The sequence below is a fragment of the Streptomyces tuirus genome (assembly GCF_014701095.1).
Classification (GTDB): domain Bacteria; phylum Actinomycetota; class Actinomycetes; order Streptomycetales; family Streptomycetaceae; genus Streptomyces; species Streptomyces tuirus.
The window spans coordinates 1,022,293-1,044,206 of record NZ_AP023439.1 but is presented as its reverse complement, the minus strand read 5'-3'; the positions used below and the strand labels follow the sequence as shown (position 1 = coordinate 1,044,206).

Below are 21,914 nucleotides of genomic sequence, written 5' to 3'. Positions count from 1 at the left end.
TGCGGGATGCGTGCCGCTAGGGGCGGCACGGGTGGGCGCAGCGGCACCCCGCTTCGCCGGGTTGCGCGCCCACCCGGCCCCTGGCGGAACGCCAGTTCCTCACAAGCTCGATGGATTCCCCGGCCCGCGCCCCGACAGCACCTCTCCGTACGCCTGCATCAGATCCGGCAACCGCAACGTTGCCAGGTCGTCCCTGCTCAACACCCCCGGATACACCGACAACCGCAGATCCCGGTACGCGCAGCTCTTCTCGTAGAGCGTCCGCAGGAACCGCCCGTTGCCCAGCTCGTCGATCCACCCCTGGTCGACCACGTGCCCGGCGATGGAGCGCAGTTCGTCGAGGGCCTCCTCGTCCCACTGGTCGCCGTTCTCCGCCGCGAGCACCTTGCCGATCTCGGTGAGTTCGAGGGGCCGGTAGGACGGGAAGTCGACGCGGGTGGTGAAACGGGAGGACAGCCCGGGGTTCGCGGCGAGCAGGCGGTCCATGCCCTCCGGGTAGCCGGCCAGGATCACCACGAGGTGGTCGCGGTTGTCCTCGGCGCGTTTCAGCAGCACCTGGAGGGCCTCGTCGCCGTACGCGTCCCCTTTGCCGTAGCCCGAGTTGGAGAGCGAATAGGCCTCGTCGACGAAGAGGACGCCCCCGAGCGCCGAGTCGATCAGTTCGTTCGCCTTCACGGCCGTCTGACCGAGGTACTCGCCGACCAGGTCGGCCCGCTGGGCCTCCACGAGATGGTCGCCGCCGAGCAGCCCCAGGGCGTAGAAGACGCGGCCGAGGATGCGGGCGACGGTCGTCTTGCCGGTGCCGGAGGGGCCGGAGAAGACGAAGTGGCGTTTCGGCGGCTGGACCGGCAGGCCCTGCCCGGCCCGCAGCCGGGCCATGTTCAGCTGCGCCGACAGCGCCTTGACCTGGCGTTTCACCGGCTCCAGACCCACCATGCGCTCGAGCTCGGCGAGTGCCTCGTCCAGTAACGCCGGGTCGGTGGGCCCGGCGGGCAGGGAGGAGAGGGGGCCGGTCCTCTCGCGGACCGGCGGGCCGGTCACCGGCGGCAGGGGAGGGAGCGGCGGCTCGGGATCGGGCAGCCTCAGGTCGCGTCCTTCGAGTCCGAAGAGCGGATCGAATCCGTCCGGACCGTCCACCGCGTCCTGGCCCGCACCGGTGAGGGTGATCGCCGCGAGGCCCGTGGCGTCCTCGTAGCCGTCGCCCTCGGCGATGGCGGCGAGCCGGGCGGAGGTGTCCATGAACGCCGGGTCGACGCGGTGCACGGCCCGGTACAGGGGGAGCGCGGCGGCGCTGCGGCCGGTGCCCTCGTGCGCCCGGGCCAGCCAGTAGCGCAGCTCCTTGCGCTGGGGCTGCTCGCTGCGGCAGCGCATCAGCGCGGCGGACAGCAGGGGTTCGGCCTGGCCGTACATCTCCAGGCGGACCCGGGCCATGCCGCCGAACAGGCCCGCCTCGATGCCGAGCATCGGATCGTCGAGCAGCGGGTCGGTGTGGCGGACCAGCTGCTCCCAGTCCTTGACCAGATAGGCGCGGCAGGAGTGCAGGAAGCGGACCTGGTGATCGGTGTCCACGGGCGGCAGCCCGGCGAGCGCCCGGTCCAGTTCGGGGACGTGGCGGCCGTCCAGCCAGTGGGAGGCGTGCGCGAGCAGCAGATCACGGGGGCTCTCCAGCACCGGCTGCACCCACCAGCCCAGCCAGTACCAGGAGTTGAGCGTGCGGCGATAGCGGGTGCGCTGCTCCCCGAAGCGGTCCCGGTGCCGGAACATCCGCAGCAGCGCGGTTGTCGTGTCGACGCGCAGCGCGTGCAGCCCGAGCCAGCCGTCGGCCATCCCGGAGTCCATCCGCACGGCGGCGCGGAACTCCTCCTCCGCCTGCGGATACGCGCCCATGGTGTAGGCGTCAACGCCTCGCAGCCAGGCGAGGTCGGCCGGGGCCTGTGGGCCCTGCGTGCCGAAGTCCATCACGTCCCCCACAAACCGTGCCCCCGTCGGAATGCCAACGAGCCGTCCCCCAGTCGGCTGCCCTGCTCGAACCGCTGCGCCACGGACCGGAGTTGCACAGTGCGCGAAGCAACCGTCCGTAGGTCGCGACGAGGGCATCGTACCCGCGGGCGCGGCGCGCCCGCAGGGTGCCGCACGCGCCGTTCGGCGAGGTGGGAGCGGATGCCGCGGCGTCGGGAACGGTGACCCAGGGTGAGCGCTCGGCGCCCCGCGGCGGCCGGAGAACCGGAAGAAGGCAGAACGAAGCCCCCGATCACGGGGGAACAACCGGGGGCTTCGCGTCTGCGGGCGGCTGCGATGCCGCACATTGAGAACGTAAGACCTGTACGGCCCGACGGTCAAGCCGAGTTGAAGCACTCCGGCAAGTTGTCCCGCAAGGCCCTTCACGAGTTCAGCACACTGCGGGCGGTCCGTCACCGTGAGTGAGGGGCTGGTCCGGTCCAACGGCCCCAGCGGGTCCCGGAAGCACCTCGTACCCCTCCTCTCGCTGCCGTACCAGAAGGTCGGCGAACGGCCGCGAGGGATCGCCGGCGAAATGCCGGCGCTCCGCCGGAACCCACCCGTCCCAGAACTCCCGCTGCTCCTCCCCGTCCCGGGACCGCCCCCGCTGCCAGGCCTCCTCCTGCGGCAGATCCATCCACAGCAACAGGGCCAGGTGCGGGCGCAGCGCCCGGCGCCCCGCCCCGACGCCCTCCACGAGGATCACCGGCGCGGGCGGGACCGGGCGCGGGGAGCCGAAGCGGCGGGCCCGCCAGTCGTAGGGGGCGTAGTGCGCGGTCCGGCCGCGCGAGAGCGGCTCGATCAGCTGCTCCCGCAGCCGTCCCGTCCAGTCGAACAGCGCGTCGTGGCTGGCGATGTCGTCGAGGCGCAGCACCGGCGCGCCGTCCAGGGCCGCCGCCAGCCGCTCGGCGAACGTGCTCTTCCCGGACCCGGCGTGCCCGTCGACACCGACGAGCCGGACCGGGCCGCAGGAGGGGGAGAGGCGGCGGACCCGGGCGGCGAGGTCGCGGACGGCGTGGCCCGGTGCGGGGCGGAAGGACGGATTCATCTCGATCGGCACTCTAACCATGGGGTCCGGCGCGCATGCCACTGGTCGACGCCAATATTGGTGGACGCGGCGCGCGTCGAAGTGCTGGCAGGACACGGCGGGCTGTGCTCATATGTGGCGCACGCACGGATACGACCGACCGTGCACGGACCTGCCCCGCACCTGCCCGACTCCGACATCCGGGGGTCCCCGCCATGCGCAGAGCCGAACAGCCCTCCCGCAGAACCGTCCTGGCCGCCGCGGTCGCCGCCGCCGTCACCGCGGGCGCGGGTCCGGCGGCCGCCGACCCCGAGGCCCCCATGACGACCGACGCCGCAGACCCCACCCGGGCGGTCCCGGCCCGCACCGTCGACAACCGGGCCTGGGTCTCGTACACCGACTGGTCCGGCGGCACCGCCAAGGGCACCCGGGCCGTCGCGGGCACCCGCCCGGGCCTGGCGATCGCGAAACCCGCCGGAACCACCGCCTACCCGGACCCGCACACCGGCAGGACCGCCACGTGGGAGTACGGCACCTGGACCTCCCCCGTCCACCGGCTCGCCGTCCCCGCGACCGAGGCGATCGTCTCCTGGAACGCCCGCACCCCGGCCGGCACCTGGATCCAGGCCGAGATCAAGGGCACCTACACCGACGGCACCAGCACCCCCTGGTACGTGATGGCCCGCTGGGCCTCCGGCGACCAGGACATCCGGCGCACCTCGGTCGACGACCAGAGCGACGGCAAGAGCACCGTCTGGACCGACACCCTGGCCATCGACGACGCCTCGAGCGGCCTGCGCCTCGCCTCGTACCGGCTGCGCCTGACCCTCTACCGCAAGCCCGGCACCAAGGCCACGCCCACCGTGTGGCGGCTCGGCGCCATGGGCTCCGATGTGCCCGACCGGTTCACCGTCCCGGCCTCCGCGCCCGGCCTCGCGAAGGAACTGGCCGTCCCGCGCTACTCGCAGGAGATCCACAAGGGCCAGTACCCCGAGTACGACAACGGCGGCGAGGCCTGGTGCAGCCCGACGTCCTCCCAGATGATCATCGAGTACTGGGGCGGCCGGCTCACCGACGGGCAGCTGGACTGGGTCGATCCCGCGTACGCCGACCCGCAGGTGTGCCACGCGGCCCGCTTCACCTACGACTACCAGTACGCGGGCTGCGGCAACTGGCCCTTCAACGCCGCCTACGCCGCCACGTTCAAGGACCTCCAGGGCGTCGTCACCCGGCTCGGCTCGCTCACCGACCTGGAGACGCTGATCGCCGCGGGCATCCCGGCCATAACGTCCCAGTCGTTCCTCAAGGAGGAGCTGACCGGCGCCGGATACGGCACCGCCGGGCACCTGATGACCGTCATCGGCTTCACGGCCGGCGGTGACGTGATCGCCAACGACCCCTTCTCGCCCAGCAACGAGGCCGTGCGGCGCGTCTACCGCCGGCGCGAGTGGGAGAACATCTGGCTCAGGACCAAGCGGTACAACGCCTCGGGCAAGGTCGTCTCGGGTACCGGCGGCATCTGCTACCTGTACTTCCCGGCCCGCCCGAGCGCGGCCCAGCGGAAGGCGCTGACGGCCGTGGGCGTCCGCGTGTGAGCAAGCTCTCGGCGGCGAAAGCCGCTTCCGGTGGCAAAGTGGACGGAACTCCGGGGGGAGTCCGTCCGCACCACCGACCGAACGAGAAGCCATGACAGCGCACTCCGCCACCGCCGCCCGCGTCCGCACCGGCGGCCCTCAGGACGACCGCCCGAAGCTCGTCGAGCATGTGATGGGCTGGGTCCTCGTCGTGGCCGTCGCGATGCTCGTGACGCAGCTCGGGCTGCTGTGACCTGACCCACGACGTGAGGGTGAGGCCTGCCATACTGCGGAGGTCCCGCCCCGCCCGTTGAGACCAGGGTCGAAAGTGAATATCAGCCCCCAGCCTGCCGCCCGTCCCCGGGCCCGCGGCACCGAGCGCTCGACGGCGCGCCGTGCCGAGCTCATCGCCATCGGGCGGAGGTTGTTCGCCGACACCTCCTACGACGCCCTGTCGATGGACGACATCGCCCGGCAGGCGCACGTCGCCAAGGGGCTGATCTACTACTACTTCCAGTCCAAGCGCGGCTACTACCTGGCCATCATCCAGGACTCGGTCACCGAGCTGATCACCCTGGCGGCGAGCGGTCTCGAACTGCCCCCGGTGGGCCGGGTCCAGCGCACCATCGACAGCTATCTGCGCTACGCCGAGCACAACCAGGCCGCGTACCGCACGATCGTGAGCGGCGGCGTCGGTTTCGACACCGAGGTGCACGCCATCCGAGACGGGGTGCGCGAGGCCGTCGTGACCACCATCGCCGAGGGCGCCTACGAGCGGGCCGACATCACCCCGCTGGCGCGGATGGCCCTGCTGGCCTGGGTGTGCAGTGTCGAGGGCGCCACGCTCGAATGGATCGACCGGCCCGAACTGCCCCGCGACACCATGTGCGCGCTGCTGATGAAGACCCTCGGCGGCGCCCTGCGCGCGATCGAGGAACTCGACCCGGCCTACCCGGCCCCGCGGCCCGCGCGCCGGGGCGCATGAGCGAGGGGCGGAGGATCCGCCGCGGACCCTCCGCCCCTCGCTCCGGGCACTACTTGATCGCCTTGATCAGCTCACCGTTCGCGGTGTCGCCGCTCAGCTCCCAGAAGAACGTGCCCCCAAGGCCCTGCTGGTTCTTGTAGTTCATCTTGGTGCCGATGGTCGCCGGAGTGTCGTAACTCCACCAGTTGGCACCGCACTTGGCGTACGCCGTACCGGCCACCGTCCCCGTCGCCGGGCACGTGGCCTTGAGCACCTTGTAGTCCTCGATGCCCTGCTCGTACGTGCCCGCCGCGGGGCCGGTCGCGGTGCCGCCCGGTGCCGCCTGGGTGACGCCGGTCCAGCCGCGGCCGTAGAAGCCGATGCCGAGCAGCAGCTTCGAGGCGGGGATGCCGAGGCCCTTGAGCTTGGCGATGGTCGCCGAGCTGTGGTTGTCCGCCTTCGGGATGCCGGAGTACGAGGTCAGCGGCGAGTGCGGGGCGGTCGGACCGGCGGAGTCCCAGGCGCCGAAGAAGTCGTACGTCATCGGGTTGTACCAGTCGACGTACTGGGCGGCGCCCGCGTAGTCCGCAGCGTCGATCTTGCCGCCCGGGGTGGCGTCGGCGGTGATCGCCGCGGTGACGAGGTTCTTCGAGCCGAACTTCGCCCGCAGCGCCTGCATCAGGTTCCGGAAGGCCGCCTTGCCGCTGGTGTCGCAGGTGGCGCCGCAGGTGTTGGGGTACTCCCAGTCGATGTCGATGCCGTCGAAGACATCGGCCCACTTGGAGTTCTCGACCAGGTCGTAGCAGGACTGGGCGAAGGCGGCCGGGTTCTTCGCGGCCTCGCCGAAGCCTCCCGACCAGGTCCAGCCGCCGAAGGACCACAGGACCTTGAGGTTCGGGTGCTTCTGCTTCAGCTTGCGCAGCTGGTTGAAGTTGCCGCGCAGCGGCTGGTCCCAGGTGTCTGCCTTGCCGTCGACGGATTCGGCGGCGGTGTAGGCCCGGTCGGTCGCGGCGTAGCCGTCGCCCATGGCGCACTTGCCGCCGGTGACGTTGCCGAAGGCGTAGTTGATGTGCGTGAGCTTGCCGCCCGATCCGGACGTCTCGATGTTCTTGACGTAGTACTTGCGGTCGTAGGTGCCCCATTCGGTGAAGTAGCCGATGACCTTGGAACCGGCGGCCCTGGCGCCGGGGGCGGCCTTCGAGTTCGCGGCGGCCTCCTGAGCCGAGGTCGCCGCGGTGGCGGAGGTGCTTGCGCCGGCCAGCAGGCCGGCGCCGAGGACGGCGCAGCAGGCCGCGGACACGATGGCCCGGAAGCGGGAACGGTGGGGGGTGTGCATCCGGTGTCTCCTCGTGGGGAGAGGGGAACACGCGCTCATTGGCATGAACGCGGTGAATCGGTGGAGCGAAACAGTAGGAGGACTAGACCAGTTGGGTCAATGGTTCGGACCAATTTCGCCGCTTCGGGTGCACTCGGCCATTTCTTGAAGTAAGCGGTCGTTAACTGGTGACTGGATGCCTCCGATCGGGCATACTCACAGCGCACAGCCGCTGGTCAGCAGCTTCCGAGACCCGGGACTGCAAGCATCGGCCAGGCACCAGAACGACCCGGCGGCGCCGCCCCCACCCATGGGCCCGACCGCCAGTGCCCGACAGGGAGGAGAGCGTCGCCATGCCCGACCGCGCCCCGCAGCCGGTGGACCGACAACTGCCCACGGAGGAGGCCCGGGACCTGATCACACTCGTCCGCGACATCGCGGCGCAGGAGATCGTCCCGAGCGCGGCCGAGGAGGAGGACGCCGGCCGCTTCCCGCGCGAGCTGTTCACCCTGCTCTCCCAGTCGGGGCTGCTCGGCCTGCCGTACGACTCCGAGTACGGCGGCGGCGACCAGCCCTACGAGGTCTACCTCCAGGTCCTGGAGGAGCTCGCCGCGGCCCGCCTCACGGTCGGTCTCGGCGTCAGCGTGCACTCCCTGGCCTCCTACGCGCTCGCCGCCTACGGCACCAAGGAGCAGCAGCTCGAGCACCTGCCCGCGATGCTCGGCGGCGGCATGCTCGGCGCGTACTGCCTCTCCGAGCCGCACTCCGGATCGGACGCGGCGGCCCTGCGCACCCGGGCCGTGCGGGACGGCGACGACTGGGTGATCACCGGCACCAAGGCCTGGATCACGCACGGCGGGATCGCCGACTTCTACACGGTGATGGCCCGCACCGGCGAGGAGGGCCCGCGCGGGATCAGTGCGTTCCTGGTGCCCGGCGACGCGGAGGGGCTGAGCGCGGCCGTGCCGGAGAAGAAGATGGGCATGAAGGGCTCGCCCACCGCCCAGGTCCACTTCGACGGCGTCCGCGTCCCGGACGCCCGGCGCATCGGCGAGGAGGGGCAGGGCTTCGCGATCGCCCTGTCGTCGCTCGACTCGGGGCGGCTCGGCATCTCGGCGTGCGCGATCGGCGTGGCACAGGCCGCGCTCGACGAGGCCGTGACCTACGCGGCCGAGAGGCGCCAGTTCGGCAAGCCGATCGCCGACTTCCAGGGACTGCGGTTCATGCTCGCCGACATGGCGACGCAGATCGAGGCGGGCCGCGCCCTCTACCTCGCGGCGGCACGGCTGAAGGACGCGGGGCGGCCGTTCGCGAAGCAGGCCGCCATGGCCAAGCTGCACTGCACCGACACGGCGATGCGGGTCACCACCGACGCCGTGCAGATCCTCGGCGGCTACGGCTACACCGCCGACTTCCCGGCCGAGCGCTACATGCGCGAGGCCAAGGTGCTGCAGATCGTGGAGGGCACCAACCAGATCCAGCGCATGGTCATCGCCCGCCATCTCGCGGGTCCAGAGGAACGCTGAACTGGTCGAGGCCCCGCCAAGGGGCCGCGAGCCGCATCCATTCCGGGTCGTGACGGCCCGGGAGGGTGCGGCCGCCCTCGGCCCAGGTCCGCATCAAGTCGCGGTAGATCGGCGGGTCCTGATAGCGGGGCGGAGCCGGCCGAACCGATTCTGCGGGCGGTGGGACGTACAGGAGGCGCTGACGCCCGGTCGCTGAGGAGATGGGGGTCATACCAGGGCAACGCGGCAGAGCCCGGACAGGTCACCGGATGGTGGAATCGGGCGTTCGTTCAGTGCCGCTCACGGCCGCGGGCACACTGGACCGCACCACGGCGGTCTGCGGGCCGTGGTGCGGGGCAGCTACGGGAGTGGCGGGCGAGGAGAGCCCGCGCTCAGGCCGCCTGGCGGCGCATGACCGGGACCCTGATGGGGCGTGAGCCCGGGCCGCCGACGTGCGAGAAGGGCTGGGTCCGCCAGTCGAGCCCCTGAGGGAGCGTCAACAGCAGTGCGGTGTCCTGCTCCTGCGGTTCCACGGACTCGTCAGCGGGGCGGGCGTCCGTGGCCCTGCGGCCGGTTCCGGCGCAGACCGTGAGTCCGAAGGGGTTCCACGGCGAGGCGCACATCGCGTGCTCCGGCAGGACCTCCTCGTCCGCCAGCAGGGCGATGGGCTGCGCGCAGTCCGGGCAGACGACCCGGAACATCTCGAACGTGTCGTAGGCGTCGAGTTCGTCGTCGTAGGCGTCGGGTTCGACGCCCTCCGGCTCGGGCTCGACGACGAGCTGCTGCCGCTTGGGTGCGGTGCGACCAGGGCGCTTAAGACTCTGCATTGGGATCTCCCCCTCGGACTGGGCCGTCACAGGCACTGCGGCCTCGGCCACAGCAAGCACTTCCCGTCCCCCCTGGGCGGTAATCACGAGAACATCACGGAGACTGTTCGAGGCCTGTGGCGTTCGTCACATGCCCTGCGCAGATGCCCTCCTCGGCGCCTCAGGTACCCGGGGAGATCAACCGCACTGTAGGTTCTTGCGCCATGGAGGAGCTGGACCGACAGATCGTGCAGCTGCTCGTCAAGGACGGGCGGATGAGCTACACCGACCTGGGCAAGGCCACGGGGTTGTCCACCTCGGCCGTGCACCAGAGGGTGCGGCGGCTGGAGCAGCGCGGTGTGATCCGCGGCTATGCGGCGGTCGTCGACCCCGAGGCGGTGGGGCTGCCCATGACCGCGTTCATCTCGGTGAAGCCGTTCGACCCCAGCGCGCCCGACGACATCGCCGACCGGCTGGCCGGCGTGCCCGAGATCGAGGCCTGTCACAGCGTCGCGGGCGACGAGAACTACATCCTCAAGGTGCGGGTGGCGACGCCGCACGAACTGGAGGAGCTGCTGGCCCGGCTGCGGTCACTGGCCGGGGTGTCCACGCGGACGACGGTGGTGCTGTCCACGCCGTACGAGGCCCGACCGCCACGGATCTGACGCCGGTTGCCCCGGGCGGGTCGTGCGGGGCCGTTCGCGCAGTTCACCGCGCCCCTGATGCGGGCGGCGCCCCCGCCCCCTGTGAGACTGTGCTCCATGAGTGAGTCCACCGCCCCGCCCAAGACCGTCCTGCTCCGCCGTGGAGAGGTGCACAGCCCCGCCGACCCCTTCGCCACCGCGATGGTCGTGGAGCGGGGACAGATCGCCTGGGTGGGCTCCGAAGGGGCCGCCGACGCCTTCGCGGACGGGGTCGACGAGGTGGTCGACCTGGACGGGGCGCTGGTCACCCCGGCGTTCACCGACGCGCATGTGCACACGACGGCCACGGGCCTGGCCCTCACCGGGCTCGACCTCTCCGGCGCCCCCACGCTGGAGGCCGCCCTCGCCCTCGTCCGGGACTTCGCCGCCGCCCGGCCCGACGACCGGGTGCTGCTCGGTCACGGCTGGGACGCCGCCCGCTGGCCCGGGGGCAGGCCCCCGACGCGGGCCGAGCTCGACGAGGCCGCCGGGCACCGGCCCCTCTACCTCAGCCGGATCGACGTCCACTCGGCGGTCGTGAGCACCGCCCTGCTCGACGCGGTTCCCGATGTCACCCGTGCGGATGGTCCGCTCACCGCCGACGCCCATCACGCCGTGCGGGCCGCCGCGTTCGCCGCCGTGACGCCTCGGCAGCGCACCGAGGCGCAGCGCGCCGCGCTCGCGCACGCCGTGTCACTGGGGATCGGCACGCTCCACGAGTGCGCCGGGCCGGAGATCTCCTCCGAGGACGACTTCACCGGCCTGCTGCGCCTCGCCGCCGAGGAGCACGGGCCGCGCGTCGTCGGCTACTGGGCCGAGCAGGACGTCGCCAAGGCGCGGGAGCTGGGCGCCGTGGGCGCCGCGGGGGATCTGTTCGTCGACGGCGCCCTCGGCTCGCACACCGCCTGTCTGCACCACCCGTACGCCGACGCCGGGGACACCGGCATCGTCTACCTGGACGCCGACGCGGTCGCGGCGCATGTCGTGGCGTGCACCGAGGCGGGCCTGCAGGCCGGGTTCCACGCCATCGGCGACGCGGCCGTGGACGCTGTGGTGGAGGGCGTGCGCGCCGCCGCCGAGCAGGTCGGGCTCGGCCGGATCCGGGCCGCCCGGCACCGCGTGGAGCACGCCGAGATGCTCACTCCGGAAAGCGTCGCCGCCTTCGCCGAACTGGGCCTCACCGCCTCCGTGCAGCCCGCCTTCGACGCCCTGTGGGGCGGCGAGGAGGGCATGTACGCCCAGCGGCTCGGAAAGGAGCGGGCCCGGGCCCTGAACCCCTTCGCGGCCCTGCTGCGCGCCGGTGTCCCGCTCGCCTTCGGCTCCGACAGCCCGGTCACCCCGCTCGACCCGTGGGGCACGGTCCGGGCCGCCGCCTTCCACCGCACGCCGGAGCATCGCGTCTCCGTGCGCGCCGCGTTCACGGCGCACACGCGCGGCGGCTGGCGGGCCGTCGGACGGGACGACGCGGGCGTTCTGGTCCCGGGCGCCCCCGCCGACTACGCCGTCTGGCGCACCGGCGAACTCGTCGTCCAGGCCCCGGACGACCGCGTCGCCCGCTGGTCGACGGATCCCCGCTCGGGAACCCCGGGTCTGCCCGACCTCACTCCGGGCCGCGACCTGCCCGTCTGTCTGCGCACCGTGGTGGGCGGACGCACGGTCTTCGTACGGCCGGGCGAGTGATCTACGGGGGTGGCGCGCATGAAGTCGTGCGCGGCGCCCCCGTCGCGCGACCTGCGCATCCTCGGCTCTGACCAGGGCTTTGCCGCCGAACGCGCAGGTCAAACGGCTGTTGACAGGCGGCCGCAGGGGGCCGGTAGGTTCGGCCGAGTCCACCACCGGACGCCCGACCGGGGAACGTCCGAGCACTCGCCGCGGCGCCGCCGGGTCAGGGACGGTGTGCCGCACCGGGGCACCGCCACTGGGAGCCAGGCTCAGGCCGGCGCAGCGCCGAGAGAACGTTCCGGCCGGTCGGGGAGGTGTGACCCGGGTGGGGCCCGTGCGCTCAGTAGACAACGGCTTCAGGTCGATCCGCAGCCGGCGGATCCCAGGTCGGCCCGAAGGGCGCCGGGCCCCCATCCGCCGCGTACGCGCACACGGAGGCGCGCTCTCACCCGCGTCGTGCGGATTCGACACCACGATTCGAACGTCCTGTCACGTCGGCGCAGGCCGGGCCCACTATGGTGGACCTCTGCGTATGGACATGAAGGGGCAGCAGTGAACGACGGCGACGGGACCCTCGCGGCAGGGGCCCAGGTGAGGACGTTCGGCCCGCTCGGCACGGCCTTGGTGATCATCCCGACCTACAACGAGGCGGAGAACATCAAGAGCATCGTCGGCCGGGTGCGCAAGGCCGTCCCCGAGGCGCACGTGCTCGTGGCCGACGACAACAGCCCGGACGGCACGGGCAAGCTCGCCGACGAGCTGACCGTCGAGGACGACCAGGTCCACGTGCTGCACCGCAAGGGCAAGGAGGGCCTCGGAGCCGCCTACCTCGCGGGCTTCCACTGGGGCCTGGAGCGCGACTACGGCGTGCTGATCGAGATGGACGCCGACGGCTCCCACCAGCCCGAGGAACTGCCGCGTCTGCTCACCGCCCTCAAGAGCGCCGACCTGGTGCTGGGCTCGCGCTGGGTGCCGGGCGGCCGGGTGGTCAACTGGCCGAAGTCCCGCGAGGTGATCTCCCGGGGCGGCAGCCTCTACTCCCGGCTGGCGCTCGACCTGCCGCTGCGTGACATCACCGGCGGCTACCGTGCCTTCCGCCGCGAGACCCTCCAGGGGCTCGGTCTCGACGAGGTGGCCTCCCAGGGGTACTGCTTCCAGGTCGATCTCGCCCGCCGCGCGGTCAAGGCCGGCTACCACGTGATCGAGGTGCCCATCACGTTCGTCGAGCGCGAACTCGGCGACTCCAAGATGAGCCGCGACATCCTCGTCGAGGCGCTGTGGCGCGTCACGGCGTGGGGCGTGGGGGAGCGCGTCGGCAAGGTCACGGGGCGCGGCGGCAAGCCCTCGAAGCCGTAACGGCAGACCGCTGCGAGGGCGGCCGTTCACGGAATCAGCTGATGGTGGCCTTATCCCGTGCTGAGCCGGGGCCAGGCACACTGGACGCATGACGACTGGCCCTCAGACCCCGCTGCCCTCCGCCCGGCCCAAGCGCTCCCGGCTGCGTACGTTCCTGCCGCTCGGCGTCGCCGCGTGGCTGGTCCTGGAGATCTGGCTGCTCACGCTCGTGGCGAGGGCGACCAGCGGGCTGGTGGTCTTCCTCGTTCTGCTGGCGGGTCTGGTGGCCGGCACGGTCGTCATCAAGCGGGCCGGCCGGCGGGCCTTCCGCAAGCTCTCCGAGGCGCTGCAACAGCAGCAGAGCGGTGGCATGCCGGAAGCGGCCCGGCCGGGCAGCGAGGGCAACGGCCTGATGATGCTGGGCGGTCTGCTCCTGATGATCCCCGGCCTGGCCTCGGACGCGGTGGGCCTGCTCCTGCTGCTGCCGCCCGTGCAGAAGGTCGTGAGCCGCTCGGCGGAGCGCACGTTCGAGCGCAAGCTCCGGGAAGCCCGCCCGGGCACCCTCGGCGGCGCCTTCCAGCAGGCCCGTATGCACCAGCCCGACGGCAAGGTCGTCCAGGGCGAGGTCATCAGGGACGAGCCGGGGGACACCCCGCAGCCCCCGCGCCCGCCCCTGACGCACTGAGCCGTCCCGGGGGCAGGCCCGCGCGTACGTAAGGGGAGATGCGTGGCAGGAGCCGCACGGGAACCGGACACGCGTGGCAGGTGCCGCACCAGGCCCCGGACATGCGGAAGACCGCGGGCGCCGTACTTCTCGTACGGCGCCCGCGGTCTTCTGATGCGCTGTTACTTCGGCCAGGCCCGTGAGGGACTATGCCGACTTGCGGCTGTCTCGGGGATGAACAGCGATGTTCATCGCACCGGAGCGCAGAACCGCCAGGCGCTCCTCGAGGACCTCTTCGAGTTCCTCACGGGTGCGCCGCTCCATCAGCATGTCCCAATGCGTACGCGCGGGCTTGCCCTTCTTTTCCTCAGGGACATCGCCGTCCACGAGGAGTGCCTGGGCCCCACAGACCTTGCACTCCCACTCCGGCGGGATCTCCGCCTCGACCGAGAAGGGCATCTCGAACCGGTGCCCCTTCTCGCATGCGTACTCCACGGCCTGGCGCGGGGCCAGGTCGATGCCGCGGTCCGTCTCGTAGCTGGTCACCACGAGGCGCGTGCCGCGAAGAGCTCGCTCACTCATGAATCGTGCCTCCCGGGCTTGTCGCCCACAGGACAGGTGTCGCTGTCGTCGTCATCCGGTCAACGTCCGGTCGGCGGTAAAGATTCCCGTTCCGAGTCCCGTTCCGGGTCATGCGTCGCCGTCGTAGCCGCCCTTGTTGTACCCACCAGCGCCCGGTTTGTCACATCTGATAGCAGATATAACCCAGCGTTTCGGCATCTTTGACGCGCAGTAACGGTCCGCCTGGCAGGCCAAACGCGTACACTACAGCCCTTTCGCTCCGAGTGCTAAATCCTGTCAGGAACCGGATTCCCCGCTTCGCCGATCGCACGCCGCACCGGAACCCGCGCGAGCAGGGCGAAACCGAGCACGAAGAAGACCACCAGCGAGATGATCGCGTCCCGGTAGCTCCCGGTCAGCTGGTAGGTGATCCCGAACAGCAGCGGCCCGAGCCAGCTCATGCCGCGGTCGCTCATCTCGTACGCCGAGAAGTATTCGGCCTCCCTGCCCGGCGGGATCAGATGGGAGAACAGGGAGCGGGACAGTGCCTGGCTGCCGCCGAGGACCAGGCCGATCCCGGCGGCCAGGACGAAGAACCACACCGGCGCCCCGGCCGGCAGGAAGTACCCGGCCGCCAGCGTCACCGTCCACGCGACCAGCGAGCCGAGGATCGTGCGCTTGGCCCCGTACACCCGGGCCAGCCGGCCCATGGCCAGCGCGCCCGCCACCGCCAGTACCTGCACCAGCAGTACGGCGGCGATGAGGGTGGACTGTTCCAGGCCCAGTTCCTCGGAGCCGTAGACCGAGGCCTGGGAGATCACCGTCTGGATGCCGTCGTTGTAGACGAGGTAGGCGAGCAGGAAGGCGAGCGTCAGCGGATGGCGGCGCATGTCGCGGACGGTTGCCGCGAGCTGCCGGAAGCCCGGGAGGGCCGCCTCCCGCCCGGCGGTCCCGCGATCGCGCAGCCGCCGCAGCGGGACGATGGCGAACGCGCCCCACCACAGGCCCGCCGACGCCAGGCAGATGCGGACCGCCGCACTCTCCGAGAGGCCGAAGCCCTCGTGCCCGGTGTAGAGGACCAGGTTGGCGACGAGAACCAGCGAGCCCGCCGCGTAACCGAAGGCCCAGCCGCGGGAGGAGACCGCGTCCCGCTCCTCGGGCGGGGCGATCTGCGGCAGATAGGAGTTGTAGAGCATCATCGCCACGGACTGCGCGGCGTTCGCGACGACCAGGAGCGCACCGCCCAGCAGGTAGCGGTCGCCGTCCAGGAAGAACATGGCCGCCGTGGCCGTGGCCCCGGTGTAGGCGGCGGCCGCGAGGAGCGGCTTCTTGCGGCCCGCGCGGTCGGCGGCGGCGCCCACCAGGGGCATCACCAGCACGGCCACGATCACCGACAGGGACACCGAGTACGCGAAGAAGGACCCGGCGCGCACCGGGATGCCGAGGGGGTGGACGTACCCGTCGGCGTCGGCCGCGGACTTGGCGACCGACGTCAGATAGGGGCCGAGGAACACGGTGAGCACGCTCGTCGAGTAGACGGAGCAGGCCCAGTCGTAGACGTACCAGCCGCGCTGTTCGCTCCTGCGCTCCGCGGCCTCGTCGGCCGGCGGTGTCCGCACGGTGTCGTGGCCCACCCGTGCCCCTCGCTTCCCCGTGAACGCGCAGAGGGGACGGGCCCGGGGTCTCAGACCCAGACGCCGCGGTCCTCCATGACCTTGCGCAACGTGTCGATGTGATCGGTCATGATGCCATCCACGCCCAGGTCGAGCAGCCGGTGCATGCCCTCGGAGTCGTTGACCGTCCACACGTGCACCTGGAGCCCGCGCGCATGGGCGGCGTGCAGGAAGCGCCGGTCCACGACCTGGATGCCGGACTGGATCTCGGGGACCTGCGCGGCGATCGCCGAGCGGCGCACCGCGGCCGGCATTCCCCAGGAGCGCAGCCGCAGGTTGAGCACGCCCCGGGTGCCGTACGACGTGGCCAGGCGGGGACCGGCCAGTCGCTGGGCGCGCACCACACGCGCCTCCGAGAACGAACCGAGGCAGATCCGGTCCCAGGAGTCCGTCCGCCCGACCAGGTCCAGGAAGGGCAGGAGGGCGGCCTCCGCCTTGACGTCCACGTTCCACCGCACGTCGGGGAAGGTCTCCAGCAGCTGCTCGAACAGGGGGAGCGGTTCCTGGCCCGCCACACGCGCCTGGCGGACCTCCTGCCACGGCAGGTCGGCGATCCGGCCCGCGCCGTCCGTCACCCGGTCCAGCGTCGCGTCGTGGAAGGCGACGACCTTGCCGTCCCGGGTGGTGTGGACGTCCGTCTCGATGTACCGGTACCCGGCCTCGACGGCGCACCGGAACTGCCGCACGGTGTTCTCCAGGCCGTCCGCCGCCCCGCCCCGGTGGGCGAAGGCGATCGGGCCGGGATGGTCGAGGTAGGGGTGGCGTATCCGCGGGGTCACGGACGCAGTATCGCTCCTCGGGGTCGACCGGTGGCAACGGCCGTGCTGCCGCCGGATGCCGACGGGACGGCGAACACGCGCAGGAAGGCCTGGGCGAGGGGGCCGATCGCCAGGGCGTACAGAAGGGTGCCGATCCCGACGGTGCCGCCCAGCGCGAAGCCGGTCGCCACCACCGTGAGCTCGATCCCCGTGCGGACCAGCCGGATCGAGACGCCCGTGAGCTGGTGCAGTCCGGTCATGAGGCCGTCGCGCGGGCCCGGTCCGAAGCGGGCCGCGATGTACAGACCGGTCGCCGCGCCGTTCAGGACGATCCCCGCCACCATCAGCGTGATGCGCGGCGCCGGGCCGTGCGCGTCGGGCACCAGGGCCAGCGTCGCGTCCATCGCCAGGCCGATGACCAGCACGTTGGAGATCGTGCCCAGGCCCGGCCGCTGGCGCAGCGGGATCCAGAGCAGCAGCACCGCGGCGCCCACCAGGGTCAGCACGACACCGATCGACAGGCCGGTCCGCTCGGCGAGTCCCTCGTGCAGCACGTTCCAGGGCTCCAGTCCGAGCCCCGACCGCACGAGCAGTGCCGAACTGGCGCCGTACAGCGCGAGACCGGCGTAGAGCTGGACGAGCCGCCGGGCGAGGTGCCCCCGCGTGGACATGATGTGCCCCCTGTGGTGGTAGTGGACTGATGCATGCCACCATGTGGCTTGGACGGTGAAGCCATCCATGGCCAATCCGGGGAAGGTGGACTGATTTCAATGGCGGAGTGGACCTCGGCCGTGGGCGCGGCGCAGCTCGCCCGGCTTCTCAGCTCCCAGCAGGACCGCCCGGCGGGGCCCGGCACGCGCCGGCCGCCGGCCTACCGCGCGCTCGCCGACGGCATCCGGCTGCTGGTGCTCGAGGGACGGGTCCCGGTGGCCGCCCGGCTGCCCGCCGAACGCGAACTCGCCCTCTCCCTGTCCGTCAGCCGTACGACGGTGGCCGCCGCCTATGAGGCGCTGCGCAGCGAGGGGTTCCTGGAGTCCCGGCGGGGCGCGGGCAGTTGGACCGCCGTCCCGGCCGGGAACCCGCTGCCCGCGCGGGGGCTGGAGCCCCTTCCGCCGGAGGCCCTCGGCTCGCTGATCGACCTCGGGTGCGCCGCGCTGCCCGCTCCCGAGCCCTGGCTCACCCGGGCCGTCCAGGGCGCGCTGGAGGAACTGCCGCCCTACGCGCACACGCACGGCGACTACCCCGCCGGGCTGCCCGCGCTGCGGGCGATGATCGCCGAGCGGTACACCGCGCGCGGGATCCCGACCATGCCCGAGCAGATCATGGTGACGACCGGGGCGATGGGTGCGATCGACGCCATCTGCCATCTGTTCGCCGGGCGCGGCGAGCGCATCGCCGTCGAGTCGCCCTCCTACGCCAACATCCTCCAGTTGATGCGGGAGGCCGGGGCCCGGCTCGTGCCCGTCGCCATGGCCGAGGGGCTCACCGGCTGGGACATGGACCGCTGGCGGCAGGTCCTGCGGGACGCCGCGCCCCGCATCGCCTACGTCGTCGCCGACTTCCACAACCCGACCGGGGCGCTCGCCGACGAGGACCAGCGGCGACGGCTGGTGGACGCGGCGCGCTCCGCGGGAACGGTGCTGATCGCCGACGAGACGATGAGTGAGCTGTGGCTCGATCCGGAAGTGCGGATGCCGCGGCCGGTGTGCGCGTTCGACCCGGCCGGATCCACGGTGATCACGGTGGGGTCGGCCAGCAAGGCGTTCTGGGCCGGGATGCGGATCGGGTGGGTGCGGGCCGCCCCGGACGTGATCCGCAGCCTGGTCTCCGCCCGGGCGTACGCCGATCTCGGTACGCCGGTCCTGGAGCAGCTCGCGGTGAACTGGCTGTTCGGGACGGGGGGCTGGGAGCAGGCCGTGGAGGTGCGGCGGGCGCAGGCGCGGGCGAACCGGGACGAGCTGGTGACCGCCGTGCGGCGGGAGCTGCCCGCGTGGGAGTTCGAGGTGCCCCAGGGCGGGTTGACGCTCTGGGTGCGCACGGGGGGTCTGTCCGGTTCGCGGCTGGCCGAGGCGGGGGAGCGCGTGGGTGTGCGGGTGCCGTCCGGGCCGCGGTTCGGGGTGGACGGGGCGTTCGAGGGGTATGTGCGGCTGCCGTTCACCGTCGGCGGGGCCGTGGCCGAGGAGGCGGCGGCGCGGCTGGCCGCTGCGGCGGGGCTGGTGGAGAGCGGCGCGGTGGGGAACGCGGAGGCGCCGCGGACGTTCGTGGCGTGAGGGGCGACGGGGTGGCTGCCGGGGTGTGCCGTCCGGCGGCCAGCGGCCTGGGCCCGGGCCTGGGGCCAGCGGCCCGGGCGCGTGGCTTGAGGCCGGCACCGGTGGCCCGTGGCTCGTGGCTGGCCCCGCGCCCCGCGCCCCGTGCCCGTGGCTGGCGCCGGTGACCCGTGCCCCGTGCCCTAGGCCAGCACCGGTGGGCCCGTGGCCCGAGGCTGGCACCGTGACCCGCGGCCCGTGGCCGGCACCCGTGGCCCGCCGGGCTGGCGGAACCCCTGACCCGAGGCCGGGGGGCTCTGATCCGAGGCTGGCGGCCCTGTGGCCCGAGGCCGGGGGCCTTGTGGCCCCCGGCCCCTGGCTACTTCTCCTTGGTCAGTACCGGTACCGGGTTCGGCAGGGGTTCCTCGGTCACGGTCAGGACGGGAGTCGGCTGCGGCTTTGATTCCGGCGTCTCCGGAGCCGGCGGCACCGATTCCGGTTCCCCCTCCGCCGGTACCGGCTCCGGCCCGCCCTCCGACTGGTCCTGCTCCGGGATCGTCTCCCCGTCCGCCGGGGTGGTGCGCGGCGGGAGAAGGTCCAGGACCGCCTCGCACAGGGCGTCGGGCGTGGCGTCGTCGTAGGGGTTCGGCGTGGCGGGGACCTGGAGGCGGTGGACCGGGCCGCTGCCCAGCCGGGCGTAGCCGCGGCCGGGTGGGAGCTCGTCGATCGGTGTCGTGTGCGGGGGCGCGCCCAGGACCGACTCGAGCTGTTCCGCCGTTGCCGGGCCCAGGACCACGTGGGCGCGGGTGTGCTGGCGTACCGGCTCGCTGAGGGCGTCCAGGCTGTCCAGCTGGTCGGCCACGACCACCGTCACGTTCGCCGGGCGGCCGTGCCGGAGGGGGACCTGGAGGAGGGACTGCGGATCCTTGCGGCCGTCCGCCGTCGCCAGGTGGGTGAACGCCGTCGGACGGTCGAGGAGGACCCACAGCGGGCGCTTGGTGTCGTCGGGCGGCGGGTCGCCCGCCTGGTGGGCCTGGTTGGCGGCGATGAGGCGGCGCTCCGTCTCGGTCGCCACCCACTCCAGACTGGCCGTGACCCCGGCCAGCCCGGCTTCGACGGCCAGGACGCCGTCCCTGCCGGTCAGGCACGCGTACTCGCCGGTGCCCCCGCCGTCGACGATCACCACGTCGCCGTGGAGCAGGGCCTGCAGGGCGATGGACCGCAGCAGGGTGGAGGTGCCGCTGCCCGGCTGGCCGAGCGCCAGCAGGTGCGGCTCGGTGGAGCGCAGGCCCGTGCGCCAGACGACCGGCGGCACGTCCCGCTGCTTCTCCCCGAAGGTGAGGGGGAGGGTGCGCTGGACCCGGGTGGGGTCGGTGAAGCCGAGAACCGTCTCGCCGGGGGTGGTGACGAAACGCTGGGCGGCGATGTCGACGGGCAGCGGCAGGAGCACACCGACCGTCAACTGGTTGCCCTCCTCGTCCCACGTGAAGTGGTATTCGCGGCCCCGGCCCGACTTGGCCGCGAGGAGGTGCTCGATCCGGGCGCGGGCCTCGGCCTCGCCGTCGGTGAAGTACGCCGGGTAGCGGACGACCAGCTGGGAGATCCGGCCGCCGCCGTCGAAGGCGTAGGTGGGGAAGGCCTTGTCCCACGCGCCGCCGTGGGAGTACAGCGGCTCGGGGTCCTCGGCGGCGGAGAAGTACGGCACGAGCGCCTCGTACAGCGACTTCAGCCGCTGGCTCTGCGACTCGTCGGGCCCGTCGGAAGCCGCCGGAGAGCGGTCCCGGCCCTGCCAGGCCGCCGCCGCCATCAGGGTGATGGCGGCGAGCAGCGGTCCGTACGGCACCAGCGCCACGACCAGGATCACGGAGGCCACCAGGAACAGCAGCGCCCCCCGTCTCTCCTTGGGGGTCTCGGCCCATCTGCGCCGCCCGGCCGCTGCCAGCCGGCGCAGACCCCGCGTGATCGTGATCAGCGGGTGGAGGACGTCCGTGGCGCTGTCGGCGGCCGTCCGGGCCAGCTCCCGGCTCCGGGCGAGCTGCGCGCTGCCGTTGCTCAGAATGCGGGGGAGGGGGCGCCGGGCCACTACTGCCTCCAGTGAGTGCGTACGGGCGTGCTGCGTACGGGGAACGGGGTTGTCAGAACTTGATTCCGCCCAGAAGGCTCGCCAGGCTCTCGCCGCCCGCCTTGATGCTCGGAGCGATGGCCGTACTCGCCAGATAGAAGCCGAACAGCATGGCGACCACGGCATGCGACGCCTTCAGTCCGTCCTTGCGGAAGAAGATGAAGACGACGATGCCGAGCAGGACCACGCCTGAGATGGAGAGGATCATTTGAGTTCTCCTGGTTCGCGGGGACAGTCACCATGAGTACTTCCAGGCTCACAGGATGTATCCATACGATAAAAGGTGCAACTGGGTGAAATTCTGGCGATTTCCCCCGTGTAGCGGAGTGGTCACGTGCCCGGTGGAGCCGGGCTGTTGCGCTTGTCCGGATCTGTGCTGATCTTTACCTCGGGCACATCGGGTCATGTGCCGCGCGAGCCAGTACCCTGGCGATTCACTCGTACGGCTGCGCCCCTCGCAGGCGTACGCACCGGAGGCGATGCGTAGTGGAGAGGCGGTCCGTCCGATGACCGAAGTCCCCGACCCCGAGGTCGTGGAGCTCGCGACCAAGGTCTTCGATCTGGCCCGGCGGGGACAGACCGAGGCCCTCGTGGCGTACGTCGACGCGGGTGTTCCGGCCAACCTCACCAACGACCGGGGCGACTCGCTCGTGATGCTCGCCGCCTACCACGGCCACTCCGACGCGGTGCGCGCACTGCTGGAGCGCGGTGCCGAGGCCGACCGGATCAACGACCGGGGCCAGACCCCGCTCGCCGGAGCGGTCTTCAAGGGCGAAACGGACGTGATCAAGGCCCTTCTGGAGGGCGGCGCCGACCCGTCCGCCGGCACGCCCTCGGCGGTCGACACCGCCCGGATGTTCGGCCGGACGGAATTGCTCGAACTGTTCGGCGAGCACTGAACCGACAGGTCTGACCAGGAAAAACACAGAAAACGGGGGAGGCGGTACAGGGCCGCCGAAATTTCGGTCGCGGCAGACGAGAGTGCCGAGTCATCATGACGACGTGGTTCACGGACGTGATG

The 21,914-nt window shown here is 72.1% G+C and carries 21 protein-coding genes; 10 read left to right on the top strand and 11 right to left on the bottom strand.

Annotated features, from left to right (window positions below):
• Positions 1-99 precede the first annotated feature (99 nt).
• Together IGS69_RS04890 and IGS69_RS04885 are read right to left on the bottom strand one after the other, a co-directional pair.
• On the bottom strand, positions 100-1,959 hold the full coding sequence (locus tag IGS69_RS04890) for an AAA family ATPase (protein WP_190897319.1): 1,860 nt from the start codon (positions 1,957-1,959) through the stop codon (positions 100-102).
• Between the two features lie 430 nt (positions 1,960-2,389).
• Positions 2,390-3,046, bottom strand: a complete 657-nt coding sequence (locus IGS69_RS04885) for a uridine kinase family protein (protein ID WP_190904379.1) — start codon at positions 3,044-3,046, stop codon at positions 2,390-2,392.
• A gap of 194 nt (positions 3,047-3,240) precedes the next feature.
• On the opposite strand from IGS69_RS04885, the gene IGS69_RS04880 reads away from it, so the two are divergent.
• The 3 genes from IGS69_RS04880 to IGS69_RS04870 all read left to right on the top strand — a co-directional run bounded on the left by IGS69_RS04880 (position 3,241) and on the right by IGS69_RS04870 (position 5,584).
• Positions 3,241-4,620 (top strand): peptidase C39 family protein, encoded by a 1,380-nt coding sequence (locus IGS69_RS04880; protein WP_190897317.1) that lies wholly within the window; start codon positions 3,241-3,243, stop codon positions 4,618-4,620.
• 91 nt (positions 4,621-4,711) lie between these two features.
• Entirely contained in the window at positions 4,712-4,852 is a 141-nt protein-coding gene (locus IGS69_RS04875) for an SCO1431 family membrane protein (protein WP_190897315.1), read from the top strand.
• Positions 4,853-4,927: 75 nt separating this feature from the next.
• On the top strand, positions 4,928-5,584 hold the full coding sequence (locus IGS69_RS04870) for a TetR/AcrR family transcriptional regulator (RefSeq protein ID WP_190897313.1): 657 nt from the start codon (positions 4,928-4,930) through the stop codon (positions 5,582-5,584).
• A gap of 49 nt (positions 5,585-5,633) precedes the next feature.
• Here the strand turns inward: IGS69_RS04870 and IGS69_RS04865 are convergent, their stop codons facing one another.
• Complete coding sequence (locus tag IGS69_RS04865; protein ID WP_190897310.1) at positions 5,634-6,899, bottom strand: glycoside hydrolase family 18 protein; 1,266 nt, start codon at positions 6,897-6,899, stop codon at positions 5,634-5,636.
• Positions 6,900-7,231: 332 nt separating this feature from the next.
• On the opposite strand from IGS69_RS04865, the gene IGS69_RS04860 reads away from it, so the two are divergent.
• Positions 7,232-8,404: an acyl-CoA dehydrogenase family protein gene (locus IGS69_RS04860; protein WP_190897308.1), complete on the top strand. Its 1,173-nt coding sequence runs from the start codon at positions 7,232-7,234 to the stop codon at positions 8,402-8,404.
• Here IGS69_RS04860 and IGS69_RS35165 read toward each other — a convergent pair.
• Positions 8,367-8,615, bottom strand: coding sequence for a hypothetical protein (locus IGS69_RS35165; RefSeq protein ID WP_078615159.1), 249 nt, complete (start codon positions 8,613-8,615; stop codon positions 8,367-8,369). The two genes, IGS69_RS04860 and IGS69_RS35165, sit on opposite strands and share 38 nt — an antisense overlap.
• Positions 8,616-8,775: 160 nt before the next feature.
• Complete coding sequence (locus IGS69_RS04855) at positions 8,776-9,210, bottom strand: hypothetical protein (protein ID WP_190897306.1); 435 nt, start codon at positions 9,208-9,210, stop codon at positions 8,776-8,778.
• A gap of 203 nt (positions 9,211-9,413) precedes the next feature.
• Here IGS69_RS04855 and IGS69_RS04850 point away from each other — a divergent pair, with 203 nt between their 5' ends.
• The 4 genes from IGS69_RS04850 (at position 9,414) to fxsA (ending at position 13,554) form a co-directional block, all read left to right on the top strand.
• Positions 9,414-9,854, top strand: coding sequence for an Lrp/AsnC family transcriptional regulator (locus IGS69_RS04850; protein WP_004002750.1), 441 nt, complete (start codon positions 9,414-9,416; stop codon positions 9,852-9,854).
• 96 nt (positions 9,855-9,950) lie between these two features.
• Entirely contained in the window at positions 9,951-11,552 is a 1,602-nt protein-coding gene (locus tag IGS69_RS04845; RefSeq protein WP_190897304.1) for an amidohydrolase, read from the top strand.
• Between the two features lie 534 nt (positions 11,553-12,086).
• Positions 12,087-12,890, top strand: a complete 804-nt coding sequence (locus IGS69_RS04840; protein ID WP_190897302.1) for a polyprenol monophosphomannose synthase — start codon at positions 12,087-12,089, stop codon at positions 12,888-12,890.
• A gap of 88 nt (positions 12,891-12,978) precedes the next feature.
• Complete coding sequence (gene fxsA, locus IGS69_RS04835) at positions 12,979-13,554, top strand: FxsA family membrane protein (protein ID WP_190897300.1); 576 nt, start codon at positions 12,979-12,981, stop codon at positions 13,552-13,554.
• 186 nt (positions 13,555-13,740) lie between these two features.
• On the opposite strand, the gene IGS69_RS04830 is transcribed toward fxsA, so the two are convergent.
• The 4 genes from IGS69_RS04830 to yczE all read right to left on the bottom strand — a co-directional run bounded on the left by IGS69_RS04830 (position 13,741) and on the right by yczE (position 17,196).
• On the bottom strand, positions 13,741-14,115 hold the full coding sequence (locus IGS69_RS04830) for an RNA polymerase-binding protein RbpA (protein ID WP_030247095.1): 375 nt from the start codon (positions 14,113-14,115) through the stop codon (positions 13,741-13,743).
• A 266-nt stretch (positions 14,116-14,381) separates the two neighbouring features.
• Entirely contained in the window at positions 14,382-15,728 is a 1,347-nt protein-coding gene (locus IGS69_RS04825; RefSeq protein ID WP_190897298.1) for an MFS transporter, read from the bottom strand.
• A 50-nt stretch (positions 15,729-15,778) separates the two neighbouring features.
• Positions 15,779-16,546 carry a glycerophosphodiester phosphodiesterase gene (locus IGS69_RS04820; RefSeq protein WP_190897296.1) on the bottom strand — a complete coding sequence of 256 codons (768 nt, stop codon included), beginning with the start codon at positions 16,544-16,546 and terminating at the stop codon, positions 15,779-15,781.
• Positions 16,543-17,196, bottom strand: a complete 654-nt coding sequence (yczE, locus tag IGS69_RS04815; protein ID WP_190897294.1) for a membrane protein YczE — start codon at positions 17,194-17,196, stop codon at positions 16,543-16,545. Before yczE ends, IGS69_RS04820 begins: the two co-directional genes overlap by 4 nt.
• 99 nt (positions 17,197-17,295) lie before the next feature.
• Between yczE and IGS69_RS04810 the strand changes: the two genes are divergently transcribed.
• Positions 17,296-18,795 carry an SCO1417 family PLP biosynthesis transcription factor gene (locus tag IGS69_RS04810; RefSeq protein ID WP_190897292.1) on the top strand — a complete coding sequence of 500 codons (1,500 nt, stop codon included), beginning with the start codon at positions 17,296-17,298 and terminating at the stop codon, positions 18,793-18,795.
• Positions 18,796-19,150: 355 nt separating this feature from the next.
• On the opposite strand, the gene IGS69_RS04805 is transcribed toward IGS69_RS04810, so the two are convergent.
• Together IGS69_RS04805 and IGS69_RS04800 are read right to left on the bottom strand one after the other, a co-directional pair.
• Positions 19,151-20,854 carry a hypothetical protein gene (locus IGS69_RS04805; protein ID WP_232543435.1) on the bottom strand — a complete coding sequence of 568 codons (1,704 nt, stop codon included), beginning with the start codon at positions 20,852-20,854 and terminating at the stop codon, positions 19,151-19,153.
• 52 nt (positions 20,855-20,906) lie between these two features.
• Complete coding sequence (locus IGS69_RS04800) at positions 20,907-21,101, bottom strand: hypothetical protein (protein ID WP_030843336.1); 195 nt, start codon at positions 21,099-21,101, stop codon at positions 20,907-20,909.
• Between the two features lie 298 nt (positions 21,102-21,399).
• Between IGS69_RS04800 and IGS69_RS04795 the strand changes: the two genes are divergently transcribed.
• Complete coding sequence (locus tag IGS69_RS04795) at positions 21,400-21,792, top strand: ankyrin repeat domain-containing protein (protein ID WP_190897290.1); 393 nt, start codon at positions 21,400-21,402, stop codon at positions 21,790-21,792.
• Positions 21,793-21,914: the final 122 nt, after the last annotated feature.